This is a genomic window from Eubacterium sulci ATCC 35585, from assembly GCA_001189495.1.
Classification (GTDB): domain Bacteria; phylum Bacillota; class Clostridia; order Peptostreptococcales; family Anaerovoracaceae; genus Eubacterium_B; species Eubacterium_B sulci.
The window spans coordinates 92,562-117,752 of sequence record CP012068.1; the positions used below are offsets into that span (position 1 = coordinate 92,562).

The 25,191-nt window shown below is 41.2% G+C and carries 17 protein-coding genes, 1 tRNA gene and 4 pseudogenes; 6 read left to right on the plus strand and 16 right to left on the minus strand.

The features are described 5' to 3' along the window. Positions 1-12: 12 nt before the first annotated feature. From ADJ67_00435 to ADJ67_00480, 10 genes and pseudogenes are all read right to left on the minus strand, one after another. On the minus strand, positions 13-606 hold the full coding sequence (locus ADJ67_00435) for a biotin operon repressor (protein AKT46332.1): 594 nt from the start codon (positions 604-606) through the stop codon (positions 13-15). A 34-nt stretch (positions 607-640) separates the two neighbouring features. Then, positions 641-1,162, minus strand: coding sequence for a cobinamide adenolsyltransferase (locus ADJ67_00440; GenBank protein AKT46333.1), 522 nt, complete (start codon positions 1,160-1,162; stop codon positions 641-643). 72 nt (positions 1,163-1,234) lie between these two features. Then, positions 1,235-1,310, minus strand: a tRNA-Arg gene (locus ADJ67_00445). Positions 1,311-1,516: 206 nt separating this feature from the next. After that, positions 1,517-3,078: pseudogene (locus ADJ67_00450) on the minus strand (nickel ABC transporter substrate-binding protein). Between the two features lie 17 nt (positions 3,079-3,095). Beyond that, positions 3,096-4,043: a hypothetical protein gene (locus ADJ67_00455; protein AKT46334.1), complete on the minus strand. Its 948-nt coding sequence runs from the start codon at positions 4,041-4,043 to the stop codon at positions 3,096-3,098. Positions 4,044-4,056: 13 nt separating this feature from the next. Then, a pseudogene (locus ADJ67_00460) lies at positions 4,057-4,842 on the minus strand (hypothetical protein). Further along, complete coding sequence (gene nikC / locus ADJ67_00465) at positions 4,823-5,689, minus strand: nickel transporter permease NikC (protein ID AKT46335.1); 867 nt, start codon at positions 5,687-5,689, stop codon at positions 4,823-4,825. The pseudogene ADJ67_00460 and the gene nikC overlap by 20 nt, the downstream one beginning before the upstream one ends. A gap of 9 nt (positions 5,690-5,698) precedes the next feature. Continuing rightward, positions 5,699-6,628 carry a nickel ABC transporter permease gene (locus ADJ67_00470; protein AKT46336.1) on the minus strand — a complete coding sequence of 310 codons (930 nt, stop codon included), beginning with the start codon at positions 6,626-6,628 and terminating at the stop codon, positions 5,699-5,701. Positions 6,629-6,666: 38 nt separating this feature from the next. Next, complete coding sequence (locus ADJ67_00475; GenBank protein ID AKT46337.1) at positions 6,667-7,407, minus strand: methylase involved in ubiquinone/menaquinone biosynthesis; 741 nt, start codon at positions 7,405-7,407, stop codon at positions 6,667-6,669. A gap of 119 nt (positions 7,408-7,526) precedes the next feature. Continuing rightward, on the minus strand, positions 7,527-7,736 hold the full coding sequence (locus ADJ67_00480) for a hypothetical protein (protein AKT46338.1): 210 nt from the start codon (positions 7,734-7,736) through the stop codon (positions 7,527-7,529). A 329-nt stretch (positions 7,737-8,065) separates the two neighbouring features. On the opposite strand from ADJ67_00480, the gene ADJ67_00485 reads away from it, so the two are divergent. The 3 genes from ADJ67_00485 to ADJ67_00495 all read left to right on the plus strand — a co-directional run bounded on the left by ADJ67_00485 (position 8,066) and on the right by ADJ67_00495 (position 14,193). Next, positions 8,066-9,424 (plus strand): 4-hydroxybutyrate CoA-transferase, encoded by a 1,359-nt coding sequence (locus ADJ67_00485; protein AKT46339.1) that lies wholly within the window; start codon positions 8,066-8,068, stop codon positions 9,422-9,424. Between the two features lie 104 nt (positions 9,425-9,528). After that, the gene (locus tag ADJ67_00490) at positions 9,529-10,389 is read left to right on the plus strand and encodes a hypothetical protein (GenBank protein AKT46340.1); all 861 of its coding nucleotides are present in this window, start codon (positions 9,529-9,531) and stop codon (positions 10,387-10,389) included. Between the two features lie 411 nt (positions 10,390-10,800). Further along, positions 10,801-14,193, plus strand: a complete 3,393-nt coding sequence (locus ADJ67_00495) for a hypothetical protein (GenBank protein AKT46341.1) — start codon at positions 10,801-10,803, stop codon at positions 14,191-14,193. Positions 14,194-16,086: 1,893 nt separating this feature from the next. Here ADJ67_00495 and ADJ67_00500 read toward each other — a convergent pair. Continuing rightward, positions 16,087-16,752: pseudogene (locus tag ADJ67_00500) on the minus strand (hypothetical protein). Between the two features lie 1,710 nt (positions 16,753-18,462). Continuing rightward, positions 18,463-19,167: pseudogene (locus tag ADJ67_00505) on the minus strand (hypothetical protein). A gap of 282 nt (positions 19,168-19,449) precedes the next feature. On the opposite strand from ADJ67_00505, the gene ADJ67_00510 reads away from it, so the two are divergent. Genes ADJ67_00510 through ADJ67_00520 form a run of 3 tightly spaced genes read left to right on the plus strand, consistent with a single transcriptional unit; the run spans position 19,450 to position 23,358 of the window. After that, positions 19,450-20,883 (plus strand): adenylosuccinate lyase, encoded by a 1,434-nt coding sequence (locus ADJ67_00510; protein ID AKT46342.1) that lies wholly within the window; start codon positions 19,450-19,452, stop codon positions 20,881-20,883. Positions 20,884-20,906: 23 nt separating this feature from the next. Beyond that, positions 20,907-22,196 carry an adenylosuccinate synthetase gene (locus tag ADJ67_00515; protein ID AKT47601.1) on the plus strand — a complete coding sequence of 430 codons (1,290 nt, stop codon included), beginning with the start codon at positions 20,907-20,909 and terminating at the stop codon, positions 22,194-22,196. A 25-nt stretch (positions 22,197-22,221) separates the two neighbouring features. After that, positions 22,222-23,358, plus strand: a complete 1,137-nt coding sequence (locus tag ADJ67_00520; GenBank protein AKT46343.1) for an alanine racemase — start codon at positions 22,222-22,224, stop codon at positions 23,356-23,358. A 148-nt stretch (positions 23,359-23,506) separates the two neighbouring features. Here ADJ67_00520 and ADJ67_00525 read toward each other — a convergent pair whose 3' ends face one another. The 4 genes from ADJ67_00525 to ADJ67_00540 form a co-directional block, all read right to left on the minus strand. Beyond that, on the minus strand, positions 23,507-24,088 hold the full coding sequence (locus ADJ67_00525; GenBank protein AKT47602.1) for a hypothetical protein: 582 nt from the start codon (positions 24,086-24,088) through the stop codon (positions 23,507-23,509). 92 nt (positions 24,089-24,180) lie between these two features. After that, a complete protein-coding gene (locus ADJ67_00530; protein AKT46344.1) occupies positions 24,181-24,414 on the minus strand; it encodes a 30S ribosomal protein S18 in 234 nt (77 codons plus the stop codon). A 15-nt stretch (positions 24,415-24,429) separates the two neighbouring features. Next, positions 24,430-24,870: a single-stranded DNA-binding protein gene (locus ADJ67_00535; GenBank protein AKT46345.1), complete on the minus strand. Its 441-nt coding sequence runs from the start codon at positions 24,868-24,870 to the stop codon at positions 24,430-24,432. 16 nt (positions 24,871-24,886) lie between these two features. Further along, positions 24,887-25,174: a 30S ribosomal protein S6 gene (locus tag ADJ67_00540; protein AKT46346.1), complete on the minus strand. Its 288-nt coding sequence runs from the start codon at positions 25,172-25,174 to the stop codon at positions 24,887-24,889. Between the last annotated feature and the right edge of the window lie 17 nt (positions 25,175-25,191).

Consider the following 25,191-nt stretch of genomic DNA (forward strand, 5'->3'; position numbering starts at 1 on the left):
CTTACTCCATCACTAGCTTTGCATCTTGCGCATAATAGGTACAAGTCTGTAAGCCAAAACCGCTGCAAGCATGCAAATTACGGTATCTGGAATAACTGTACTTAGGAACCATACGCTAAATAGCTGAGCTATACCGATACCCTCAGTTCCTGAAATCACAAAGTTAAACATTATGAAGTAGTAGATTAGTCCGCAAGCATAGTAAGCCATCTCGCCTATGAACGCAGCAATTGCAAGCTTTGGAAGGCTTGGCTTTCCATCTCTGCTAGAAAGCATCCCTGTAAACAGCGCCGCAAAAGCAAATCCAATCAGGAAGCCGAATGTAGGTCTAAGCAGATATCCTAGTCCTCCTCCGTGAGCAAATACAGGAATTCCTATAAGTCCTATAATCAAATATGTTAGAACCGACACAAATCCGTTTCTTGCTCCAAGCAAAAATCCCGCAAGCAGTGCAAAGAACACCTGTAGTGATATTGTTACCTCAAAAACTCCTAGTGGCAGTGTAATTTTAATAAACGCTCCAACTGCCATAAGCGCTGTGAAGAGACCGCAGTAAATAACATCCTGTGTTCTAAAGCCTCTTCTATTCTTCTCTACATTACTCATTTAAAAAACTTTCTCCTATAACCCTTTCTGTTAACTAGCGTTCTATACCATCGCGAGCCTTAACCCCGCTGGAATAGTAGTGCCTTGTCTCCTGAATCTCAGACACTAAATCCGCCTTCTCAATTATATAATCAGGCGCATACCTTCCCGTCAAAACAAGCTCCGTCCCTTCAGGCTTCGCTTCCATCAAAGCCAAAACCTCAGACTCAGCCAGAAGCTTAAAATAGCAGCAAATCGTAATCTCATCCAAAATCACAAGATCGTAGCTGCCATCGCGGAGAGCCTCCCTCGCCCTCGCAAGCCCATCCTCAGCACTCCTATAATCGTTCTCACTCGGCACACCGCTCATCATACAGCCGTCAATGCCGTAGAGCTCCACTGTGATTTCAGGAAAGCGCTCCTTTATTAGCTTGATTTCGTTATATTCTATACTCTTAACAAACTGGCCGATGTAAACCCTGAGCCCCGCACCTGCTGCTCTCACCGCAAGTCCAATCGCTGCCGTAGTCTTACCTTTGCCGTTTCCTGTGTACACTTGAATATACCCTTTTTCCACAAATTTTACTCCTTCATCGATGTAAAATAAAAAGCCCAGTTCTACTGAGTTCTAGTAGTACAGGGCTTGATTTGGTGTCCCAGAGGCGATTCGAACACCCGACGCACGGTTTAGGAAACCGACGCTCTATCCACTGAGCTACTGAGACATATTGCTTACATATAATACCACGATAGAAGGCTTCTTTCAACTCTAATATTGCTGTTAAAAGGCCTACAAAGCACGTCGGATTATAAAGCACAAATTCACTGTAGCCATTGATTTCCAATAGCTACAGTGAATTTTATCAACACCCTATGTATTTATATTATCTTGTCTTACCCCTTTTTTAGAGATTTTCTCCATAGCCTTAGACTACTTGATTTTAATTGTGTTCCAGATAACATCCTGATACACTGTTGCAGCGAGCTTTAGCTCTCCAAGTCTCTTGTTGTATGTTATCATTCTGTTTGGATAGTATAGAGGAATTGTAATCGCTTCATCGTTCATGTACTTGAAGATAGCGTCATACTTTGCTGGTCTCTCATCTTCCTTGTATGTAGCAAGTACATCGTTAATCATCTCTGTTAGCTTATCGTCGCTCCAGAAAATACCCTTTGACTGGTCACTATTGCGGAATACGCTCTTTAGGAAGCCGTGTGGGTTCCATGAATCCTCGTAAGAACGGTAGATGATTAGGTCGTAGTTTCTATTCTTCCAAATTACATCGTAATATGCGCTGACTTCCTTCTCCTCGAGCTGAATATCAACACCAATCTTCTTGTACTCTGACTTTAGGTACTGGCAAATTGTCTTCCAGTTTGCATACTCTCCTGTCTGGAAAACTAGCTTAAGTGACAAAGCCTTGCCGTCCTTTTCTAGGATTCCATCTTTAGAAGCTCCTTTGCCTTTTTGATATCATAAGCATATCCAGGGCTGTTCTCCTCGCTTACATAAGGAACCTTGTTTGAGAAAACGCCTTTTGCTGGAACTCCTTCGTTATTTATAAGCTCTTTAACCAGTGAATCTTTGTTTGTAGCATAGTTTAGAGCCTGTCTTACTTTGACATCTTGAAGAGCAGGGTTATCATAGTTGATTCCTAGGAAGAATGACTGTGTTGACTCCTCCTTAAGAGTTGCTAGTTCCTTATCCTCTTCAATTTTCTTCATATCCTCTGAAGGAATGTCAGCAAGGCTCAAATCAGCCTCTCTGCTCTGAAGCGCCATTGTTCTTGCCTGTCCGTCCTTTACTTCCTTGATGACTAGCTTTTCAAAAGATGGCTTTTCTCCCCAGTAATTAGGATTTGGTACTAGCGTTACTTCTGAACCTGACTTATAGTCTTTGACCATCCACTGACCTGTTCCGATAGGCTCTTTGAACTTGCCATCAGAATCAATACTTGCCTTAGCTAGCATTCTGTAAGGTCTTGGGTATGTGAATTCAATTATGATAGGATATGCTGCCTTCTCAAAAGTAAACTGAACTGTGTAATCGTCAATTTTCTTAACATCTAGAAGCTTTGCTGAGAAATTTGAGCGTATCTTATCATCCCAGCGGTCTGTATTGAATAGAACGCTATCAGCGTTGAAATCTTCCCCATTGCTGAACTTAACGCCCTTTCTAAGATGGAATGTGTAAACTGTACCATCATCGCTAATCTCATATGATTCAGCTAGGGCTGGTTCAATTTTTCCATCCTTACCATATCTTACTAGTGGATCATAGACAAGCTCGTAGAACTTAATTACTGTTGCACTAGTATCAACAGTATCTGCTGCTTCTGGCTTTATATCACCAGACATCATAGCTGTAACAGTCTTACTGTCTGCACTTGTTTTCTTTGTCTCCTTGTTGTCCTTACAACCCATCAAACCAAATGCCATTGCGCAAATAATCGCCATCACTGTAGTAACTTTTAAAAGTCTTTTCTTTCTCATTTTCTCTTTGTCTCCTTTCAACGATTAAACTTATTACAAGCGATAAAATTGTTATCTTCAAATTCCCTTAGAATAGGTCTATTACAGTCACAAATCGCCTCACGCTGGGTGCAGCGATTTCTGTATACGCACCCTTCAAAAACCTCTTCAACGTAATCATATTCCTTCGCAGACTCATTGATAAAACTTCTCTTTCGAGGATCTGCACAAGGGATTGACTTAAACAAATCAATAGAATATGGATGCTTAACAATTTTCTCTAAATCTGTTTTGACGAAGTCGAGCTCAACTATATTGCCCCTATACATGATTGCAACCTTTTGACATAGGTCCTTCACATTCGACAGGTCGTGAGTAATCAAAAGATAGGTTATGTCCGTTGTCTTCCTTATCTCCTGTAGCAATTCGAGAATCTGATGGCGAATAGCATAGTCTAAGCTCGCAACAGGCTCATCGCATATCAAAAGCTTTGGCTTTAGTATCAAAGACCTTGCTATATTTGCTCTCTGACATTGTCCACCTGAAAGCTGAGATACATACTTCTTCTGAAAGCTATTTGGAAGCTTAACTACCTCAAATATCTCATCTAAACGCTTTTGACACTCTTTGTGACTGAGCTTCTCGTGTGCAAGCAGTACTTCTCTTATGCTATCGCCGATTGTATAGTTCGGATTAAAAACCGACTTGCTGTACTGAAATATCATCTGTACATCTTTTCTCAGTGGTCTTAGCTCTCTCTCCTTCATCTTTGCTATGTTACTACCATTAAAGATAATATCTCCCTTTGTTGGCTTCTCTATGCCCATGATTAGCTTTGCCAGTGTAGTTTTTCCACATCCACTTTCACCAATTAGGGCTAGTGAGCTATTTTTAGTTATTTCTAAAGAAATGTCACAAACTGCTGGAAGTTTATCTTTTTTGCTATAAAACTTTGTTAAATTTCTTATTTCCAATAGTGGTTTCATCTTTTGATACCTAAATATTTCCTGCTATGAGATGTTTTGTGTATTCATTCTTTGGATTATCAAAGACCCCAAATACATCTCCCTCTTCAACAAGTTCTCCATCCTTCATTACATAGACGTAATCTGCGATTTCCGCTACCGTTGCAATATCATGTGTTATAAAGAGAACGCCTATGTTTTTCTCCCTGCTCAGCCTATGTAGCTGTATCAAAATCTGCTTTTGTATGGTTACATCAAGTGCTGTTGTCGGCTCGTCTGCTATTAGGTATTCGACATTCTGAATCAGCACACTAGCTATCATAACCCTTTGACACATGCCACCACTAAGTTCATGTGGGTATTTATTCAATATCTCTTTCGGAGCCTGAAAGTTCATGCTTCTAAGCCCTTCACAAATTATCTCTATACCTTCCGACTTGCTGATTTTTCGGTGCTTTCTCAAGCCCTCCATCATCTGCGTCTCTATTGTAAACAGTGGATCTAAGGCTTCTACTGGCTCCTGGAATATCATTCCAAAGAGTCTTCCATTACAGCTCTGCCTCTGCTTTTCAGACATTTGATGTATAGCCTCTCCATTGCAGAATATTTCTCCACTAATTTTCGCACTTCCCTTAAGCAGGTTCATTACTGCAAGACTAGTTACCGTCTTTCCGCATCCAGACTCACCAACCAGTGCAACTATTTTGCCTTTTGGCAAGGTCAAGTTTAGTCCCTTAACAGCTTGAGTTTCTCTCTTCGCATAATCACTAAACGCTATTCTTAGGTTCCTAAGCTCAAGGCTATTTTTCTGATAATCCATCTTGAACTCCTTCCCCTAACATATTTACTCCAAAGACTATGAGCATTATGGTTAGACCTGGATACATCATCAGCTGTGGAAAAGTCTGAATGAACGGCTTGCTCTCGCTCAGCATGATTCCCCATTCTGGATTAGGTGCCTGCACTCCAAGTCCTATAAATGAGTATCCCGCAATCGACAGTATTATACTTCCGATTTCTACTGTAGCTAGCGCAATGATAGAAGGCATAATATTTCTAAGTACATGCTTGAATATAATTCTTACATTGCTAAGTCCTCCGGCTTTGAGAGCCTGAAAATAACTTTCTCCTTTTATTTTGAGCGTCAATGCCCTACTAACTCTTGCGTAATTTGCCCAATATGACATCGACATAGCAAGAATTAGGTTTCTCCCACTGGTTCCAAAACTTCCCGCAATCGCAAGTACAATGATAAAAGAAGGCATAGCAAGGAATATATCTATAACTCGCATTATCGCCGTATCCCATTTCCCACCGACATAACCTGCAATCATTCCAACAGGAAGACCGACTATCAAAGTTATTGCTAGCACTGTAAAGCTGTAAAACAGAGAATACCTACTTCCGCATACTATCCTTGAAAACACACATCTTCCCAGCTGATCGGTTCCAAATGGATATTTAAGACTAGGGTTTTGTAATTTTACTGTGACATCTACTAGAGTCGGATTGTTTGGCGCAATCAGTGGCGCAAATATGGCAACTAAAATGAACAGGATTGCGATAGCTAGACCTATCTGGGTCTTTCTTTGACGCATGATTCGGTTTAGCGACAGATTCCCGTTTTGCTCTAGTAGAGTTTCAGCTTTCTTTTTTCTGCGAAACATATTAACCCCCTACTGCAATTTTATTCTCTTATCCAAAGCGGAATATGAGATATCTATCGCTAGATTTATGAATATAACTATAAGTGAAGCAACTATTATGTAGCACTGGATTACAGGTAGGTCCTTCAGAGATACAGCATTTAAAGCTAGGTATCCAACGCCCTTTATCGAGAATATTGTCTCCACAACTGCAGATCCTGTTACTAAATGCAAGATTATTGAAGTTGATCTTGTTATGACCGGAATCAATGCGTTCTTTAGACCATGTACAAATAGTATTCTTGTAGTACCAAGGCCCTTAGCACGGCACGCCCTTATGAAATCCTTATTCATTACATCAATAAGATTTGCTCTAATAAGTCTGATCAAGACACCAAAAAATCCAAAATCCAAAACAAATGCTGCAATTATCGTAACTCCTTCTGTATCTGATCCTATTACCGATATTATTCCAAGCTTTACTCCAAAGACATAAAGACAGAGAAGTCCCAGCCAAAAGTTCGGCATGGATACGCTTATATACGAGAAGAGCTTGACTATTTTATCAATAAGCCGGTTCTCATAGACGACGGAAAATACACCCAGCGGAACCGAAACCAAAATTAATAGTATGAAACCCATTAATCCAAGCTTTAATGTAGGTTTAAAATGTGTCATCAATTCTTCAATTGCTGGTCTTCCTGTATCTATTGATTTTCCAAAATCCCCTTTTACGACCTTTTTGAGCCATCTACCATACTGAATGTGTAGAGGTTGGTCTAGTCCTTCTTCGTGTCTAATTTCCTCTATTTGTTCCATTGTCGGGAAATTATATACTTTTTCTGCTAGTATTCTTGCCGTGTCCCCAGCCGAGAACGAGGTCAAAACAAAGGTGATGACCGTAATCGCTAAAATGACCGGAATCACAAGAATTAGCCTCTTGCCAATATACTTAATCAACACATACTTCCTTAATTTCTCTATAATTATTTCTTAAATTACTTCTTAGCGACTATCATAAACTGAGGCGTTGGACCATTTACTTCTTTGTTCATCTCATCCCAAACGAGCTCAGTTATATCAACATCTGCCATAACTTCCTTGAAGCCTAGGTCGATTAAATTCACTAGGTCCCAGCCAGGTCTTCTCTTATCGCTCATGAAAAGTTCCTCGCCAAGTCTCTTCTCATCATCTGGATTGGTATGCTGATGAATTCTTCTGCCGTACTTTTCCTTGACTCTCTTCTCATTTTCTCTATAGATTTTCTCTAGGTCCTTGTCGTAGTTCCATAGATACCAGCAAGCATCAAAGATAATAAGAGATCCGCCCGGCTTAAGAACCCTCATCCACTCCTTATAAGCATCCTTAGGATTCTCAAGCGTCCATGTAACATTTCTATTTACGATTACATCAAAGCTATTATCCTCAAACTCAAGATTGTGAGTATCCATTGTCAAAAGTGTAGCCTCAACACCGCAATTCTCTGCATTGTGCTTAGCCCACTTTATCATGTTTTCTGTAACATCAATTCCAGTTACATCGTGACCTTCCTGAGCAAGAAGAACAGGGAAGAATCCCGGTCCAGTTCCAATATCCAAAACCTTAAGTCTATCTGCCTTAGGGGAATTATCTAAAATAAGTTTTTTCCACTGCGGAGCAAACTTTCCCTTTAGCTCTTCCTTTATTGCCTCATCGTAAATCTGTGCTTCGCCTTCCCAAAAATCCTTTATCTTTATCATTTTCTTATCCTTTCTTAAACAACAAAAAAGAAGCTACATAAATCAATGCAACTTCTTATAAAGTACGAAAAAACAATGTAACAAAGTAATCTGCCTACAATGAATCGCTCTCCCAGAAGCTACATTGAAATTCTCAGCAGGTTTCCTGACTTGCAGATCATCATTCCTCTTCTCCTTCTCATGCTAATGCACAATGGATCCCGAAAAGGAACTCCTTGCTTACAGTGACCGGATCGCTCAGGATTCTCACCTGATTCCCTTTTAACTTTAAATATGCGGTAAATATTCTCGCACACTAAAGCACTGAAAACTTTTCTCAAATATATCATTAAGCACCTTTCCTTGTCAATATTACTAGAAGATGTGATATTATTCTGTGATAATTGACTCTATTGGCTAAAAGGCGAATATTCCTTTGTCCTGGCGATTCTTTTGCTATACCTTTCCTCTTAGCTATACTAATCATTAAAAATATTTATAATGACATGTTTTCATTAAAATCATTACTATATATTGTTAAAAGGCTTGCATGTATACAAATTATATAGTAAAATTCTATTACGATTGTTAAATAATAATCAATTTCTTCGGTTAATTGATTCTCTTACATTTGAGACTGCGATTAACACAGCATAACTTATTTATGGAGGTAATTTCTATGTGTTCAGTAAGCGATGTTCATAAGCAGTATCAGGATAAGCTTATTACTGCCGATCAAGCAGCGGCAAAAATAGAAAACAATTTTAGAGTACATTTCGGTACCGGACTTGGCTCAGTCGTTGATATCGACGAAGCTCTATCTAAGAGAGCAAACGAGCTAAAGGGCGTTACAATAATAACAAACGTAGCTATCAGAAGGGAAGCATTCAAGACTTACCAGGCAACAAGCTCAAACGAGAACGTAAGATTCCACTCTTCACACTTCACAGGTGCAGATAGAGCAATGAGCAAAACAGGACGTCAGTGGTACATCCCAATGCTATTCCGTGAGCTTCCAAGCTACTGGGATCAGAACGATAACCAGTTCGACATGGCATGTTTTCAGGTTACACCAATGGATGAGCACGGAAACTTCAACATCGGACCTCAGGTTGCTGAAATGCTTGGAATCATCAAGGCTTCTAAGCAGATTATTGTAGAAGTCAACGAAAATATGCCTTTTGCAAACGGTGAAACAGCTATTCTTAATATTGCAGATGTTGACTTCATTGTAGAAGGTTCTAACTCAATTCCAGCTGAAATTCCATCAAAGGCACCAAATGAAGTCGAAACTCAGATTGCTCACCACGTAGTTAATTTGATGACTGATCACTGTACACTTCAGCTAGGAATCGGTGCTCTTCCATGCTGCATCGGAAGCATGCTTGCAGAGTCAGATTTCAAGGACATAAGCTGTCATACAGAAATGCTCGTTGACTCATATGTTGACCTCTTCAATGCTGGCAAGCTATCAGCAGGAAAGGGTCCTGACGACAAGAAGGCGGTTTACGCATTTGCGGGCGGAACAAAGAAACTTTATGACTTTATCCACAATAACCCACTTTGCTATATCGCTCCAGTTGACTATGTTAACGATATTCACGTAATCAGAAGTATAGATAACTTCTATTCCGTTAACAGCTGTATCCAGCTAGACCTCTATGGACAGGTTTGCTCAGAAAGTGCCGGCTACCAGCATGTCAGCGGTACAGGTGGACAGCTTGACTTCGTTATGGGTGCTTACCTATCAAAGGGAGGAAAGAGCTTTATCTGCACACCTTCAACAAGACAGCTAAAATCAGGTGAGCTTGAGACACTGATCAAACCAGGACTAACACCAGGTTCAATCGTAACGACTCCTAGAATGTCAACTCACTACATCGTAACTGAGTACGGTGCTGCAAACCTTAAGGGAAAGAGCACATGGGAACGTGCTGAGAAACTAATCAACATCGCTCACCCTCAGTTCAGAGATGAGCTAATCAAAGAAGCTGAGAAGATGGGAATCTGGACTAAGACAAGCAAGATTTCTCTATAGCCCTCTCGGCAACAAATCACCTTTAACAAAAATAAAAAGTGTAGTATAATACACCTAGCATACCGATGTGGCATAGCTGCATCGGTATTTTTGAGGGGGAATGTATGAACAAATTTTTAGATAGCAAAACAGGAAATATCATCATGGTGCTAGTGGGAATAGCTTGTGACGCATTCAGCTTTGCAGCATTTGTGCTCCCACACAAGTTTATCGCAGGAGGCGTAACTGGCATCGGTCGAGTTTTCTCGCACTACTTTGGATTTGAGGTTTCAATAGTTGTCGCCATCATAAGCATATCGCTTTTGGTACTCGGATTTCTTTTGCTCGGAAAGCTATTTGCACTCAGCATAGTTGCAGGTTCAGTACTATTTCCACTGTTCCTAAATGTATTTAACAGATTTGATGCTCTTAAACAGCTAACAGATCAGCCAATGCTTGCAGCCATCATCGGAGGCGTACTCATGGGATTTGGGCTAGGTCTAATAATCCGCGCAGGTGCATCATCTGGCGGAAGTGATGTAATTCCAATCATCCTAAACCGTAAGCTCGGAATCCCAGTAGCTCCACTCATCTACATTGCGGACTTCACAATAATGATTCTGCAGTTACCTTTTGCAAATACAAACGATGTCCTATTTGGTATTATCGTAGCAATGCTATGCACCATCACGCTCAACAAGGTCGTACTCTTTGGCTCAAGCAATGTTCAGTTCACGATAATAAGCCATAAGTACAAAGAGATTAACGAAGCTCTCCAGAACGACCTAGACGTAGGTTCCACTCTTACACATGGTGTCACAGGTCACTGCAATGATCCGCTAGATGTTATCATCTGTGTAGTAAGTCACGAGAGCGTACACCGTGTAAGGACAACTGTCCTCGATATAGACGAGGAGGCTTTCATGACCATGGTCGATGTAAGCGGAGTAAACGGACGCGGCTTTACAATGGCAAGAAAATATTAGTTTATATACCGGTATAATCACTTGATTATGCCGATTTTTATTGCGTGAATACAAGAATACTGCCCTTGAAATTGGTTTACAAGAGAGCTTGGATAATTGACATTTGCCCTATTTTTTAGTATCATTATTGTTAACTGAATAATATGTGTTCTTTTAATTGAAAGCGAAGATGGAAACAGGTTAAAGTCCTGTGCGGTACCGCCACCGTAAGCGTGTAGTTTCTCTATATATCACTGAGAGATTGGGAAGATTGAGAAATGTAAATACGTAAGCCGGGAGACATGCACAAAAATTATCTTGTATTTGAGCGGATTTCTCAAAAGATGACATGATATTGTAATTCTGGAGCACACATTTTTTGTGTGCTTTTTCCATTCCTGCTTTTATTTAAGAGAGAAAACGGGAGGAAACATGAAAACCTTATTGACTAAATCTAAGCTTTACGCTCTGATTTTGGCATTTTTCTTGGTATTATCTACCATGCCAATGGCAGCTCAGAACGTATTTGCAGACACAACACTTGGCGTAGATAGTGACGGCTATTTGCTCATCACAAGCGAAGACGAACTAGTCGAGCATCTGATGAGTGCTAACAAAGCATATAAGCCCGAGTTATCCAAGAATTTTAGGTTAACAAAGGACCTAGATTTATCAAAGTATACCAAGCTAAGAAACATCGGCAGAAGTGGAAACTATGAAAGCAATCCACTCTTTAAGGGAAACTTTGATGGAAACGGTCATACAATCAGAAATGCTAATCTTAACGAAGGCGGTATATTCAGCAATATCGACACTAATGCGAGCGTAAGAAATCTAACCATTGAAAACGCAAGCGTAAGTGCAAAGAGCACCGAATATCCAGGCATACTCGCTAGCAAAAACCTAGGTACAATTGAAAACTGCAGGGTAATAAACTCAAATATTAACTCAAGTCAGAGCGGTACAGGTGGTTTTGTTGGCCAGAATTCTGGCACCATATCAAAAAGTGCTGTAATCAATACTAATGTAAATGCTGAAAAATCCATGCAGGTAGGCGGTTTTGCTGGATTTAATGGTTACGCAGGTAAAGTTGGAACTATAGACCAGTGCTTTGCCGATGCAAATGTTTCTGGAAAAATGAATGTTGGTGGCTTTGTTGGAAAAGCAGAGAAAGGAAACATCTCAAACTCCTATGCCCTTGGAAGCGTAAAAGCTAACTCAAATGAAAAGATAGGTGGCTTTGCTGGTGTACTAGCAAGCCCATCACAGCTAAAAAATATATATGTAAGTTCTGATGTAAATGCAAACTCAGGTGGTGCAGTCGCTGGTTGGAAGGGTTCTAGCTTTGCTAGCCCTGGCGAAATAGTCAACAGCTACTATAACAGTGAAAAAGCAAAGCCAGCTACAGAAATGCAGGAGTACGGCGGAGTAAGCGGAAAAACTTCAGCTGAAATGGTATCACCTAGATTTCTTGGAGAGATAGCAGGTAGCACAAGCGGAGTTTGGGCACAGGATGCAAACCATAACAATGGAATGCCTTATCTTGCAGCAGTGCCTACACCAGAGACGGCACCTGCAGTTCCACCTAAGGATCCGGTTAAGTTTGTAATTTGTAACTATAACAAGGATACAAATACCTTTAAGAAGCTCAAAGAATTCACGGTTCAGCCAGAGAAAGAAGACAATGTGGTTTTGGATCTAATGAAGAGGGCTAGAGATGAAAATAAGTTCAGCTTCACAAGCGAAGAAAGCAGCTGGGGCGAATTTGTAACAAGCATAGACGATATCCAGGCTCCAAAGCCTGATGGATGGATGTTTAATGTAAACGACGTGCAGTCGCCAGTAGGTGTAAGCACAGCAAGCTTTGATGGCGGAGAAACCATACTTTGGTTCTACGGCTGCGACCAGAACCACTACAAGGCACCTCCACTAACAGAGATTGAAAATCCAGCAGAAGAGTTTGTCGAGATAAACTCTAAGGAAGACCTTATGAAGCTTTCAGGAACAACTGATGACCAGCTTCTAAGCAAGAACTACAAGCTAAACAAGGACATAGACCTAGAGGGCGTAAAGTTTGAGCCTATCGGAAGTCTAGAGCATCCTTTCACTGGTAAGTTCTACGGTGAAAAGCATAGCATCAAGAACCTCACCATAGAAAAAGACAAGAATTCAAAGGGAGTTGGATTCTTTGGGGCAATCAAAGGCTCTGTAGTAAAGGATCTAAACATTGAAAATGCAAATGTTAAGGGTGGTGCAGTAATAGGAGTTTTGGTCGGCGAAGCTCAGGTAGATGCAGCTGCAGGCAAGAACAACCTAATCGCTCACTGCAAGGTTTCAGGTACAGTCGAAGCAAAGGGCGAAAGAGTTATAAAGGTTGCAGATGCTGGCGGACTCGTTGGTGCAGCTCAGGAAAAGACAGATCCTAACACCTACGATTATGCGACAACAACCATCTTTGATGCACATGCAGACGTAAAAGTCACAGCAGACACGGGTGCAAACGACAAGGCAATCTCAGGCCACGTAGGCGGACTCGTAGGACATAATAAGGGTAAGATCATCGATTCTACATCAAAAGGAGACATCCTCGGCGGAAACACCACAGGTGGACTCGTAGGATATAACGATGGTTCAGTAAGAGGATCAAGTGCTACAGGAAATGTAAAGGGTGCATTTAATGTCGGCGGTTTCCTCGGTGGCTCAGGTCCTTATAGCGCAACAAAGGACAGCTACTCAACAGGTGATGTAAAGCCAGTCGAAGGCTCCAAGGCTGAGTTTATCGGAGGCTTTGCAGGAACAGTTTCTGGCAAGGTTGAAAACTGTGTAAGCACAGGAACAGTAACACCAGGCTGGTCTTGGAACGGAGGCTTTGCAGGAAAGATAGACGGCCCTATCACAGGTCCAAATGCTGCAGTCAAGGATTGCTACGGAAACTGCAATGATTTCAACAATGAAACTCTAAAGGCATTCGGAAGCTACTTGCCAAATCCATCAGACACAGCACTTACAGAAGCAGCTGAGAAGATGCAGGTAGACAAGAAGACAGCTGAAGACCTTGCAAACGACAAGTTTGGAGCAAACATCAACCACGAAGAAACTCAGAGCAAGCTAGACATCGAAAGAGTCGAATCAAAGATAGTAGTTCCAAATCCTGTTTTGTTAGACAGTGAAGATGTTCTAAACAGCTCAAGAGCTGCAGTTGATAGCCTAACAAAAGAGCAGCAGAAGAAGCTCAATAAGGACAAGCTAGAGGCTCTAGAGAAAGCCGAAAAGACTCTAAACAAGATTAAGACAGAGCCTACACTAGACTTCCTTGATTCTAAATCACTAAACAGCGGATTCAATGTAGAGTTTGACGGAAGCTTTGGAAAGGTAAAATTCGAAGAAGCCAAGGCAGAAGGTCTAAAGCTCAGAGTTGATTCAGACTATAGGTACTTTGCAGACGCGAGCGGAAATCTCCATCCAAATGCAAAGGTAAGCATCAATATAGACGGTGTAGAAAAGACACTTGTTTACGGTACAGACTATACTTCCGAAGAAGGTAGTACAATTATAAGCTTTGCACCTACTTTCCTGAAATCTCTAAAGCCAGGAAGCTATGTAGGAAGAATCCAGACAAATGCTGGATTTGCAGAGTTCTCTCTATCCGTTCAAAGCAAGCGAGCTGTAATTGCTCAAACTACTGGAACTGGAGCTACAAGCAAAGCTAGACTTGGCAGAATAAACACAGGTGATAGCACAAATACAATGGCATTTGTAATCTTCCCTGCCGCTATATTGGCTGCAATAGGTATTGCATTAGGAAGAAGAAAATTCCACAAATAAGTTAACCCCAAGCTAAATATCCATTTAGACAAAACTGCCCATGCTTTTAACAGCGTGGGCAGTTTTATATTTTGCTATTTAGTTTGTATCATATTAGCTGATATCATTTCTTGCAAGTATTGCTGCTGGGGTCTTACGAAGTGTTGTAAACACAGGGAATAGTCCTGCTAGCATATTGAATCCTAAAACAATTAAGAAGCTTATTCCAAATACAATCGGATTCATCCTATACATATTATTGAATAACTCAATGCTTGTCATAGCGTTTATAAAGTAAGCCATGAGACCCATTCCAGGAATTGCGGTTACTAGTGTAATTGCCAGAACCTCACCTGTAAACATTCTGTAGATATCTCCCTTTTTGAGGCCGATGGCTCTGAGAACACCTACCTCCTTTATTCTCGATAGGAAGGATGCTCTGAGCATCAAATAGATCTCAATAAGTGATACGAAAACTATTACGCCTGAAACAGCGATGGTCTTCCACATACCCTTGCTTATGCTGTTTACATAGTTCTCCTTGTTTTCCTTGTAAACATCGATAACCCTAACATCTGATCCCTGAAGACTGTCAATAAAAGCAGCCTTATCCTTAGGAGCTATGGTCAAAGTCTTATACTTAGATATCGCGTTAATAAAATTGGTATTATCTGAGACATATAGTCCACCAGCCTTGCGATCATCGTGGTAATATCCGCAAACGATTAGATAATTTCCATTTATCTTTACATTGATAGGCTTGCCAATGGCTACCTCTTCCTTTAGTGATTCTGGAACAAGTACCTCAAAATCCTTTGATGGCACTTCACCCTTTACAATATGGATGTTTCCAGCATTTGCATACTCGCTATAAGGCAAGATAGCATCAGTTTCAGTTGCGTATTGTGGGTTAACCACAGCTTCAACTGCATTTTGTCCAGGGTCATGCAAGATTAGAGGAATCATTTTTGACCTTTCAACATAGATGCTAGGTGACTGTTTATTAGTTATTCCGACAATCTTAATGTCTGGCATGTTTGGCTGCTTCAGGGTTCTTTCGAGGACGTCTTTACCAGTCTTTATGCCAAGCTCTCTAGCGTTAGCATTCTTTATCATGTTCTTAACGACCATCTCGTCAACGACTACCTCATTTGGATTTTCAGGCAGTCTTCCGGCCGTAATATCTGATTTCTTAAGCTTTGCTACATCTGATAGCGACCCACTAACCAAAAGTCCTTGCGCCTGATAGTATTCCTCAAAGGTCATAGCAAAGTTTACTATAGAGTTTCCTGGCAATGCGTAGTCGACATTTTCCATTGTCGCGTACTTATGATAGGTTTCTCCCGAAAGCTTACCAGTCTTTACGCTTACATAGTTCTTATCCATGGTTGTAAATCTATCGTCAGTATAGTGAGTTATTCCCGCTACATTGCTGACAGCATATATAACAAACATCGAAGCAAGTACGAAGCCGAGCAATAGTATTTTCTTGATTTTCGAATATCTACGGATTTTCCTAAAGCCCGATCCAAAAGATGAGAACGGTCCATAGATACTGCAGTATTTCATCTTGGTAGGCTTACCGCTCTTTGATAGGCCTTCCTTTTCCTCTGCATGATCAAAGTAATCGCTGTAGTCAAAGTTATACTTCTCGTATATCTCCTTGGTCATTGCCTGATAGTGGTCGTCTATGATTTCAACACCATCTGCACCCATGGAGAGATTGTCATCAGTCTTGATATATATGTTGTTGTTCTTGACTACGATTTCTATCTTCGGTAGCTTTTGATTGCTATCGCTGTAGAAGTTTACATCAAAGGGACCCTCTGAAAACTCCTTCTGTATAGGCATATCCTTAAGGAAAATCTTGCTATCCATACGGTAATCAAGCTTTCCATCATGTGAGTTTTCCCTATCATCAACTATCTTACCGTCAACGATTTCGATTATTCTATCAGAATAAAATTCTGCAATATCCCTCTCATGTGTTACGAGAATTACAAGCTTCTGCTTTGATATAGCCTTGATGATGTTCATTACATCTATGGTGTTGCTACTGTCAAGATTTCCCGTAGGCTCATCGGCTATGATAATCTGTGGGTTTTTAACAAGGGCACGAGCGATGCCAACTCTCTGACGCTCACCACCAGAAAGCATGTTTGCCGGACGGTTACGATACTTTGCTATGCCAACCTTGTCTAGTATGTACATAACTCTTCGTTCTATAGCATCCTTATCCTTAAAGCCAATCATCTTTAGAACTAGTGCAACGTTTTCGAACACAGTCGCATCCTCGATTAGATTATAGTTCTGGAAGATATAGCCTATTCTAAGGTTTCTAATTTCATCTAGCTTATTGCTAAGTCTACGAGTTATTCTCTGGTCATCAATGAAAATTTGACCCTTGTCCACGCGATCAAGTCCACCTATGGCATTTAGAAGTGTAGTCTTACCACATCCCGAGTTTCCTAGGAAGGTCACAAGGCCGGAATCTGCTAGCTCGATGCTTGTATTATCTATTGCACGAATCTCATTTGATTTATGCTTGTTAAATGATTTTTTTACATTTAATAATCTAATCATCGTCTACACCTCCTCCTTGTATGCATTCATAGCTGTTTTGCTGAACATCTGGCTTGAGTATCTGAGTGCCAGGAACAAAGTCATGACCAAAATGATTACATAAAGAATCAAAATGTCTCTCGGTTCAATATAGAGGAAGTTCCTATTTAGGAACTCAAATGAATTTATCGTTCCATCCTTAACCTTGATTATCAGTCCTGCAACGGCAGCAAAGGCTATATGAAATACCAAAAGCATCTCTGTGAGTATCATGCCCGAGCAGGCGAAGCTGCTTCCTCCAAGCATTCTAACGGTCGAGAAGTAAACATTTCTCGATTTGAATATTAGCTTGATTATGAAATAGCTTATGAAGAATAGCACTGCTAGGAAGATTGCTAGGAGTACCTTTCTGATTCCACTTAGAACTATGGTGATAGGATTTCCAGCTTCGCTAGATGTGTCGTTCAAGTACAAAACCTTATACCCCTGCTTTTCCAAAGTGGAAATAGTTTCCTTAGCATACTTGTTTTCTTTTATATTTACTGTAACCTGGAAGTTGCTACCATCCTCATATAGCCTTCTTATATCTTCCCCGTTCATATATATTGCTTCGCTGTTTATATCGTCGATAGACTTTCCAAGAAGCGAATTAACATTGTTCTTATTATATACAGAAGCTATGGAAAGGGTTAAACTTCTTTGCCCATTTCTATTTAGTGTAAGATCAAGAGTCTTACCAGATGTATTTCCATATGGGAACTCCTGTGCAAGTGATTCAGGAATATACGCCTTACCCTCTTCAACCAAAGGTGATGCAACTATAGGGTGTGCTGCAGTTGGGAACACCTGCATCGTGCTCTTATTTATTCTAAGTTCAAGGTCTGTCTTTCCAGCTGTTATCAAAGACTGCATATGCGCTAAAGTTGAGTCTGAGCAGCATACGATTCCCTCATAAAACTGTCCGTTGAACTGCCTTGCATGCTCCTCTTCCTCTGTCAAATATCCATAGCCAACGATGGTTAAAGAATCGTAGATACCATCTGCGTAATTAACAGGTTCTCCCTTCTTGTTCATTAGTTTTCCATAAGGGAACTCACACCTATAGAACATTGGGATTTCTGGATTATTTCCTAGCGAAGATAGAATATAGTCGTCTTCTTTACCAACCATCAAAATAACTTCGTTTGGCTTTTCTGGAAGCCTACCTGAAACTAGGCGTTTCTCATAGCCTTTGATCGACTTTGCCTTTAGCTGAAGATATGTCTGATTGTCAGCATTTCCATCATCACTAATCGCATCAAAAGGAACATTGCTAAAGCCTACAAGAAAATCTGTTAAAAGTCCGTACTTTTCAATTTCTTTTACATTGCTAAGCTTTGATATAGCTGCGTAATCCTCTTCAGTGAATGCACTCTTATCCTGCTTTGTTACAACTAAACGTTTGGAGCTTGCATCTGGGAAAACAGAATTGAAGACCGTATCATTTACTGAAAGTCTCATATTCTGCATAGTTCCATACGATGCGGCAGTTCCCGTACACATGAAGATAAACACAAAGAGTAAAAGGACTAGCTTTGCTGGTAAGCTGAAGGTATTTCTCACTCCAAGTCTAAGCGTATTTCCAAATCTAAGTCCATCGTGCTTTGCGAGCTCAACCCTGTCGTTTCCATTGCCCGTATCTTTCTGTTTTTTGCTTGGGGAAGCCTCGATTTCGCTTAGTCCCGCCATCTTTTCTTGAGCCTCAAGCAGCATAGGACTAGCAAAACGCTTGTCTTCGCTGAGCTTTCCATCTCTCATCGTAATCTTTCTCGTAGCATACATCTCGACCTGCTCATAGTTGTGAGTTACGATGATGACAAGTTTATCCTTTGAAAGGCTAGCAAGGAGCTCAATTATTCCCTCTGCAGACTTCTTATCTAGGTTTCCTGTCGGCTCGTCTGCGACGATTATTGGAGTTTCCTTAGCAAGAGCACGAGCTATAGCTACACGCTGCTTCTGTCCTCCACTGAGCTTTGACGCCTTAGTGTTTCTGTAATCCTTTAGTCCTACACGCTCAATAAGCTCATCAACTCTGCCTTTTACCTCGCTCTTTTTATAGCCACTCAAAAGTAAAACGAGCTCTATGTTCTGATAAACTGTGTAGTTATTTATTAGGTTAAAGGTTTGAAATATGTTTCCGATATACTTCTTGCGGTAGGCCTCCATTTCTTCTTTGCCGTATCCGCTTGTTGGCTGATCAAAAATGTACATCTCGCCTTCTTCGTAAGAATCCAGTCCTGAGATTACATTTAACAGCGTTGATTTACCGCTTCCGCTTTCTCCAGTAATAGCCACAAACTCTCCTATATCAAAGTTTAGGCTTATTTTACTGAATCCAGAAGTAACGACGCCGCCAGCCGAATAAAATTTTGATACCTTATCCAGTTTTAGCATATTTTTCTCCTCAAAAATTTCACAAAAATTGCTTCTATGGCTCAGATTTTACCAACAAAAATATCCAGTGTCTATACGATAGCAAAAGCCTTAAATTATTATCGAACAAATTTAAGAAGATCGTGTTTTTTTGTTAAGAATTGTAATAAATTTCACATAGCGACTGAGTGAATTTCCTTATTTTTAAAGCCTCTTCAAGCCCTCTGAAATGTTGAACTAAAGAGCTAATGGTGATATAATTCTAAGGTAAAAGTGATTTATTAGCTTTCATAGGAGGAAATCATGCAGGAGACCAATTACACGAGTCCATTATCCGAACGTTATCCAAGTAATGAGATGAAATATCTCTTTTCACCTGAGATGAAATTCCGCACATGGCGCAAGCTTTGGGTTGCACTAGCGGAAGCTGAGATGGAGCTCGGCCTTGATATAACACAGTCTCAGATTGATGAGTTGAAATCGCAAATAAACGATATTAACTACGATGTCGCTAAAGAGCGTGAGAAAATAGTTCGTCATGACGTTATGAGCCATGTATATGCTTACGGACTTCAGTGCCCTAATGCAAAAGGAATTATTCACCTTGGTGCTACATCATGTTATGTAGGCGACAACACCGATATGATTATCATGTCAGAAGGTCTTAAGCTAATCCGAAAGAAGCTTATCAATACTATAGCAAAGCTTGCAGAGTTTGCAGATGAATATAAGGCAATGCCTACACTAGGTTTTACACACTATCAGGCTGCTCAGCCAACTACTGTAGGAAAGCGCGCAAGCCTCTGGCTAAACGATTTAGTTCTAGACCTCGAGGACCTAGATTATGTGCTTGGTTCACTTAAGCTTCTCGGATCTAAGGGTACAACAGGTACTCAGGCGTCCTTCCTAGAACTTTTCTCTGGAGACCACGAGAAGTGCAAGAAGCTAGACCAGCTCATCGCTGAGAAGATGGGATTTTCATCCTGCTATCCAGTGTCTGGTCAGACCTATTCACGTAAGGTTGATAGCCGCGTGCTAAATGTCCTTGCAGGTATCGCGCAGTCTGCACACAAGTTTTCAAACGACATCCGTCTTCTTCAGCACATGAAGGAAGTAGAAGAACCGTTTGAGAAGAACCAAATAGGCTCATCAGCTATGGCCTACAAGCGTAACCCTATGCGTTCAGAGCGTATGGCTTCCCTTGCTAACTATGTAATGAGCACATCCATGAATCCTCAGATAACTGCTGCAACTCAGTGGTTTGAGCGTACGCTTGACGATTCAGCTAACAAGAGGATCTCTGTAAGCGAGGCCTTCCTTGCAACAGACAGCATCCTTGAACTATATATCAACATTTCAGACGGACTAGTTGTCTATCCACAGGTTATCAAATCGCATTTGATGGCAGAGCTACCTTTCATGGCATCAGAGAATATCATGATGGATGCTGTTAAAGCTGGTGGAGACAGACAGGAACTTCACGAGAGAATTAGGGTTCACTCCATGGCAGCTGCTAAGGTTGTCAAGGAGGAAGGCAAACCTAACGATTTGTTAGATAGAATTGCCGCTGATCCTTTATTCAATATAACCAAAGAGGCTTTACAGAAGGTTTTGAAACCCGAAAATTATATCGGTAGGGCAGATGTCCAGACCGAAGAGTTTCTGGACGGGGTCATAAAGCCAATTCTTAGCGCAAATGCTGACATCATCGGCATGGAGGCTAAAATTAACATTTAATGCTATTAAGCATGGAGGTATTTATGATTAAAGCTATTGTTGGTGCTAACTGGGGTGACGAAGGTAAGGGCAAGATCACAGATCTACTCGCGGCCGAAAGCGATATCGTAATTCGTTTTCAAGGTGGAAGCAACGCTGGCCACACTATCAAAAACGATTATGGAAAGTTCGCACTCCACATGCTACCGTCCGGGGTCTTCTATGACCACATTACAAATGTAATTGGAAATGGTGTAGCCCTTAACATTCCTAAGCTCATCGAGGAGATTAAGGGTCTCACAGATCAGGGCGTTCCAGCCCCTAAGCTCCTTGTTTCCGATAGAGCGCAGATAGTTATGTCCTATCACATTTTGCTCGACACATACGAGGAGGAGAGGCTCGGAGGAAAGTCCTTCGGCTCAACCAAATCCGGTATCGCGCCTTGCTACTCAGACAAGTATTCTAAGATAGGATTTCAGGTTAATGAGCTTTTCAATGACAAGGAATTTTTGATTGAGAAGCTCGAGAATATCTGTACTATTAAGAATGTGCTTCTTAAAAACCTATATGGTAAGCCGGAGCTTAAGGTAGAAGAACTTTATGAAGAACTCATAGAGTACAGAGATATGATTAAGCCTTATGTACGCAACACTGAGAGCTTCCTGCACCGCAGTCTAGCAGAGGGCAAGCAACTACTTCTCGAAGGACAGCTTGGAGCTATGAAGGACCCAGACCACGGAATCTATCCTATGGTAACTTCATCATCTACACTTGCAGGCTTTGGAAGCATAGGCGCTGGCGTTCCACCTTACGAGATTAAAAGCGTAGTTACAGTTTGTAAGGCTTACTCATCCGCAGTTGGCGCAGGTGCTTTTGTCAGCGAAATCTTCGGTGACGAAGCAGACGAGCTAAGACGTCGCGGAGGCGATGGGGGTGAGTTTGGTGCTACAACAGGAAGACCAAGGCGCGTTGGCTGGTTTGATGCTGTGGCAACTAGATACGGCTGTATGATGCAGGGCACAACAGAAGTTGCTTTGACGGTTCTAGACCCACTAGGCTATCTTGACGAAATACCAGTGTGCATAGGATATGAAATCGACGGTGTTAAGCACGATGACTTCCCAAATACAACCGATTTGAACAAGGCAAAGCCTATATTTAAGACTCTTCCTGGCTGGAAGTGCGACATTACCGGAATCCGTTGCTTTGAGGATCTACCTAAGGCAGCTCAGAACTATGTAAACGAGCTAGAAGTTTTGATTGGATATCCAATAACCATAGTTACAAACGGTCCAAACCGTAATGATTTTATAAAGAGAAGACCAAACATATAAACTTACGAGGAGAAAGGAAAAACAAATGTACAAAGAAGCTATTAGACCTGCATGGGTTGAGGTTAATCTAAGCAACCTAGACTACAATATCAAGCAGATCAAAGAGAAGGCAAATGGTAGAGAGCTAATCGGCGTTATCAAGGCTGATGCTTATGGACACGGTTCTGTAAAGTGTGCTGAGGTTCTTAGAAAGAACGGAGTTAAGACTTTTGCAATCGCAACACTTCAGGAAGCTATAACGCTTAGAGAGGCTGGAGCAAAAGAGGAAATCATCTGCCTAGGACTTACACCTGATATGTATGCTGATGTAATCGTAGAGCACGACCTAACACCTGTAGTATGCGACTCATCAAACGCTAAGGCTATCAGTGATGCAGCAGTTGCAGCAGGAAAGATTGTATCAGGACTTATCGCAGTTGACACAGGAATGGGAAGAATAGGATACCTCGCTGATGACACAGATTTCGCAGTTGAAGATGTTCGTAAGATTGCAGCACTTCCAGGATTCAAGATCAAAGGTATGTTCTCACACATGTCTACAGCTGATGCAGCAGACAAGACATACTCACACGAGCAGGAAGCTAAGTACAACGCATTCTACGAGGCTCTAACAAAGGCTAACATCAAGATTCCTTTCCGCACACTAGCAAACAGTGCTTCAATCATGGAGCTTCCAGAGATTTACTTTGATGCCGTAAGACCAGGAATCATTCTATACGGATGCTACCCATCAGATGAGGTTGAACGCGCACAGCTTTCAATCAAGCCTGTAATGTCAGTAAAGGCAAACATAGTTCACCTAAAGGATGTTCCAGCGAACTTCTCAGTAGGTTATGGACGTAAGTACATTTCAACAAAACCTGCAAGAATCGCAACTCTTGCTCTAGGATACGCAGATGGATATCCAAGACCATTCTCAGCAAATGCTAAGGTTATCGTAAACGGAGTTGTTTGCCCAATCGCCGGAAACATCTGCATGGACCAGTGCATGGTAGACGTTTCAGCAGTACCTAATGTAAAGGTTGGAGACGAAGTAATCGTTATGGGTTCAGACGGCGTAAACTCAGTTACAGCTGACGACATCGCAAACGCAACAGGAACAATTAACTACGAAATCTGCTGTGCTTTCGGACAGAGACTTCCAAAGGTGTACGTTGACTAATATCAAGATATCAAAGCTTGAAAACCTGTATATAACTAAGTAATCGTCTAATTGCGATTCACATATTTAGGATAATTTACAAACAAAAACAGCGAAATTTGGTTCTCCAAGCTTCGCTGTTTTTTAATTCGCTTTGATATCGCAGATTCTACTGTAGCAATGAGCGCAGTTTATTCGCATTCTCAGACTGCAAATTTTCTATTATAGGTTCGCACAAAAGAAGAACCTTATACGAATAGTAGTAGAAACTGTAGAACAAATCATCTGGGAAAGGATTTTCCTCATATCTAAGTTCATCCTCTTCCTCATCGTACTCCTCTGACCACAGATACTCCTCTTTGAGCATGTCGGCAAAATGAGGAAATTCATCTGCGTGATCGCATTGGAAGGCATCACTTATAGCCTCAGCTATATACATGAAGAGTTCAAGCAGTTCATCAAAAAGCCTTCTTGCAATATCATTTGTATCCCTTTGTTCATATGCCTTTTTAAAAATCCTTAGAAGAAATACCATAGCAAATGGCGTCGCATGTAGCAAAGTGCCCTGATGCTCTATATTCATAGCTATATCCTCGCCGCATTGCATTATATCATCCATGCTATCCATTTTAGATAAAGTCTCTAGATACCTAGGAAAATCAGTCGCCCTGCCGTATATCGTTGGCAGTCTATTCCAAGGGACATCGCTGATTTTTAAATTCTCTATATAGTTTCTTGTCTCTTTATCAATAGTTTTCATTCCATCATCTCCTAAAATTATCAAGTTAGACGAAAAAAGAGAGCCTATAGAATGAATACTCTAGACTCTCTGATTTACTTAGATTAGTCAGCTACGTATGGAAGAAGAGCTACAATTCTTGCTCTCTTAACTGCAACTGTAATGTCTCTCTGATGTAGTGCGCAAGTTCCTGTCACTCTTCTTGGAAGAATCTTGCCTCTCTCAGAAATATACTTTCTTAGCTTATCTACATCCTTGTAATCGATTTTTTCTGCTTTATCTGCACAGAACTGGCATACTTTTTTTCTTCTCATGCCACCATGTCTTCTCTCTGCCATGTTTATCTCCTCTCTTTAGAACGGTACATCTTCGTCAATTGCCTGAAATGAATCCGGCATCTCGTCATCAAAGCCGCCGCTTACGCTTGCTGGCTCAGATACGTGTGTTTGCTGTGGTCTTGCTGCGCTGCCCTGTGGTCTATCTCCCCATTCTAGGAATTCGACACGATCGGCAACAACATCAGTGGTGTAAACTGTAGCTCCGTCCTTATTGGTATAGCTTCCTGTCTGAAGTCTTCCCTGGACAGCTGCCATACGGCCTTTAGCAAGATACTTCTCGCAGTTTTCTGCCTGCTTGCCAAATACAGTTACGCGCGGAAAGTCTGTTTCTCTCTCCTTGCCTGCACGAACAGGTCTGTCAATAGCCAAGCTAAATGTTGCTACAGCCATCTGAGATGTGGTGTATCTAAGTTCAGGATCCCTTGTGAGTCTTCCTATTAGTACTACACTATTCACTATCTACACCTCTTTCTTATTCAGCGTCCTTATTAACGATGATATGTCTCATGAAATCTTCTGAAATCCTGAGTCTTCTATCGAGCTCTGCTGGCAATGTAGGTTCTGCCTTGAAGTCGATGACAACATAGTAGCCCTCGTTCTTCTTCTGGATTGGGTAAGCTAACTTTCTTAGGCCCCAAACATCAACATTTCCTACTTCTCCTTCAGCTGCGATTACGCTTTTAACTCTCTCAACAGCTGCGTCCTTCTTCTCATCTTCCAATGCTGGATCGATGATGAACATTACCTCGTAGTTAATCATTTGTTTCACCTCCCTGT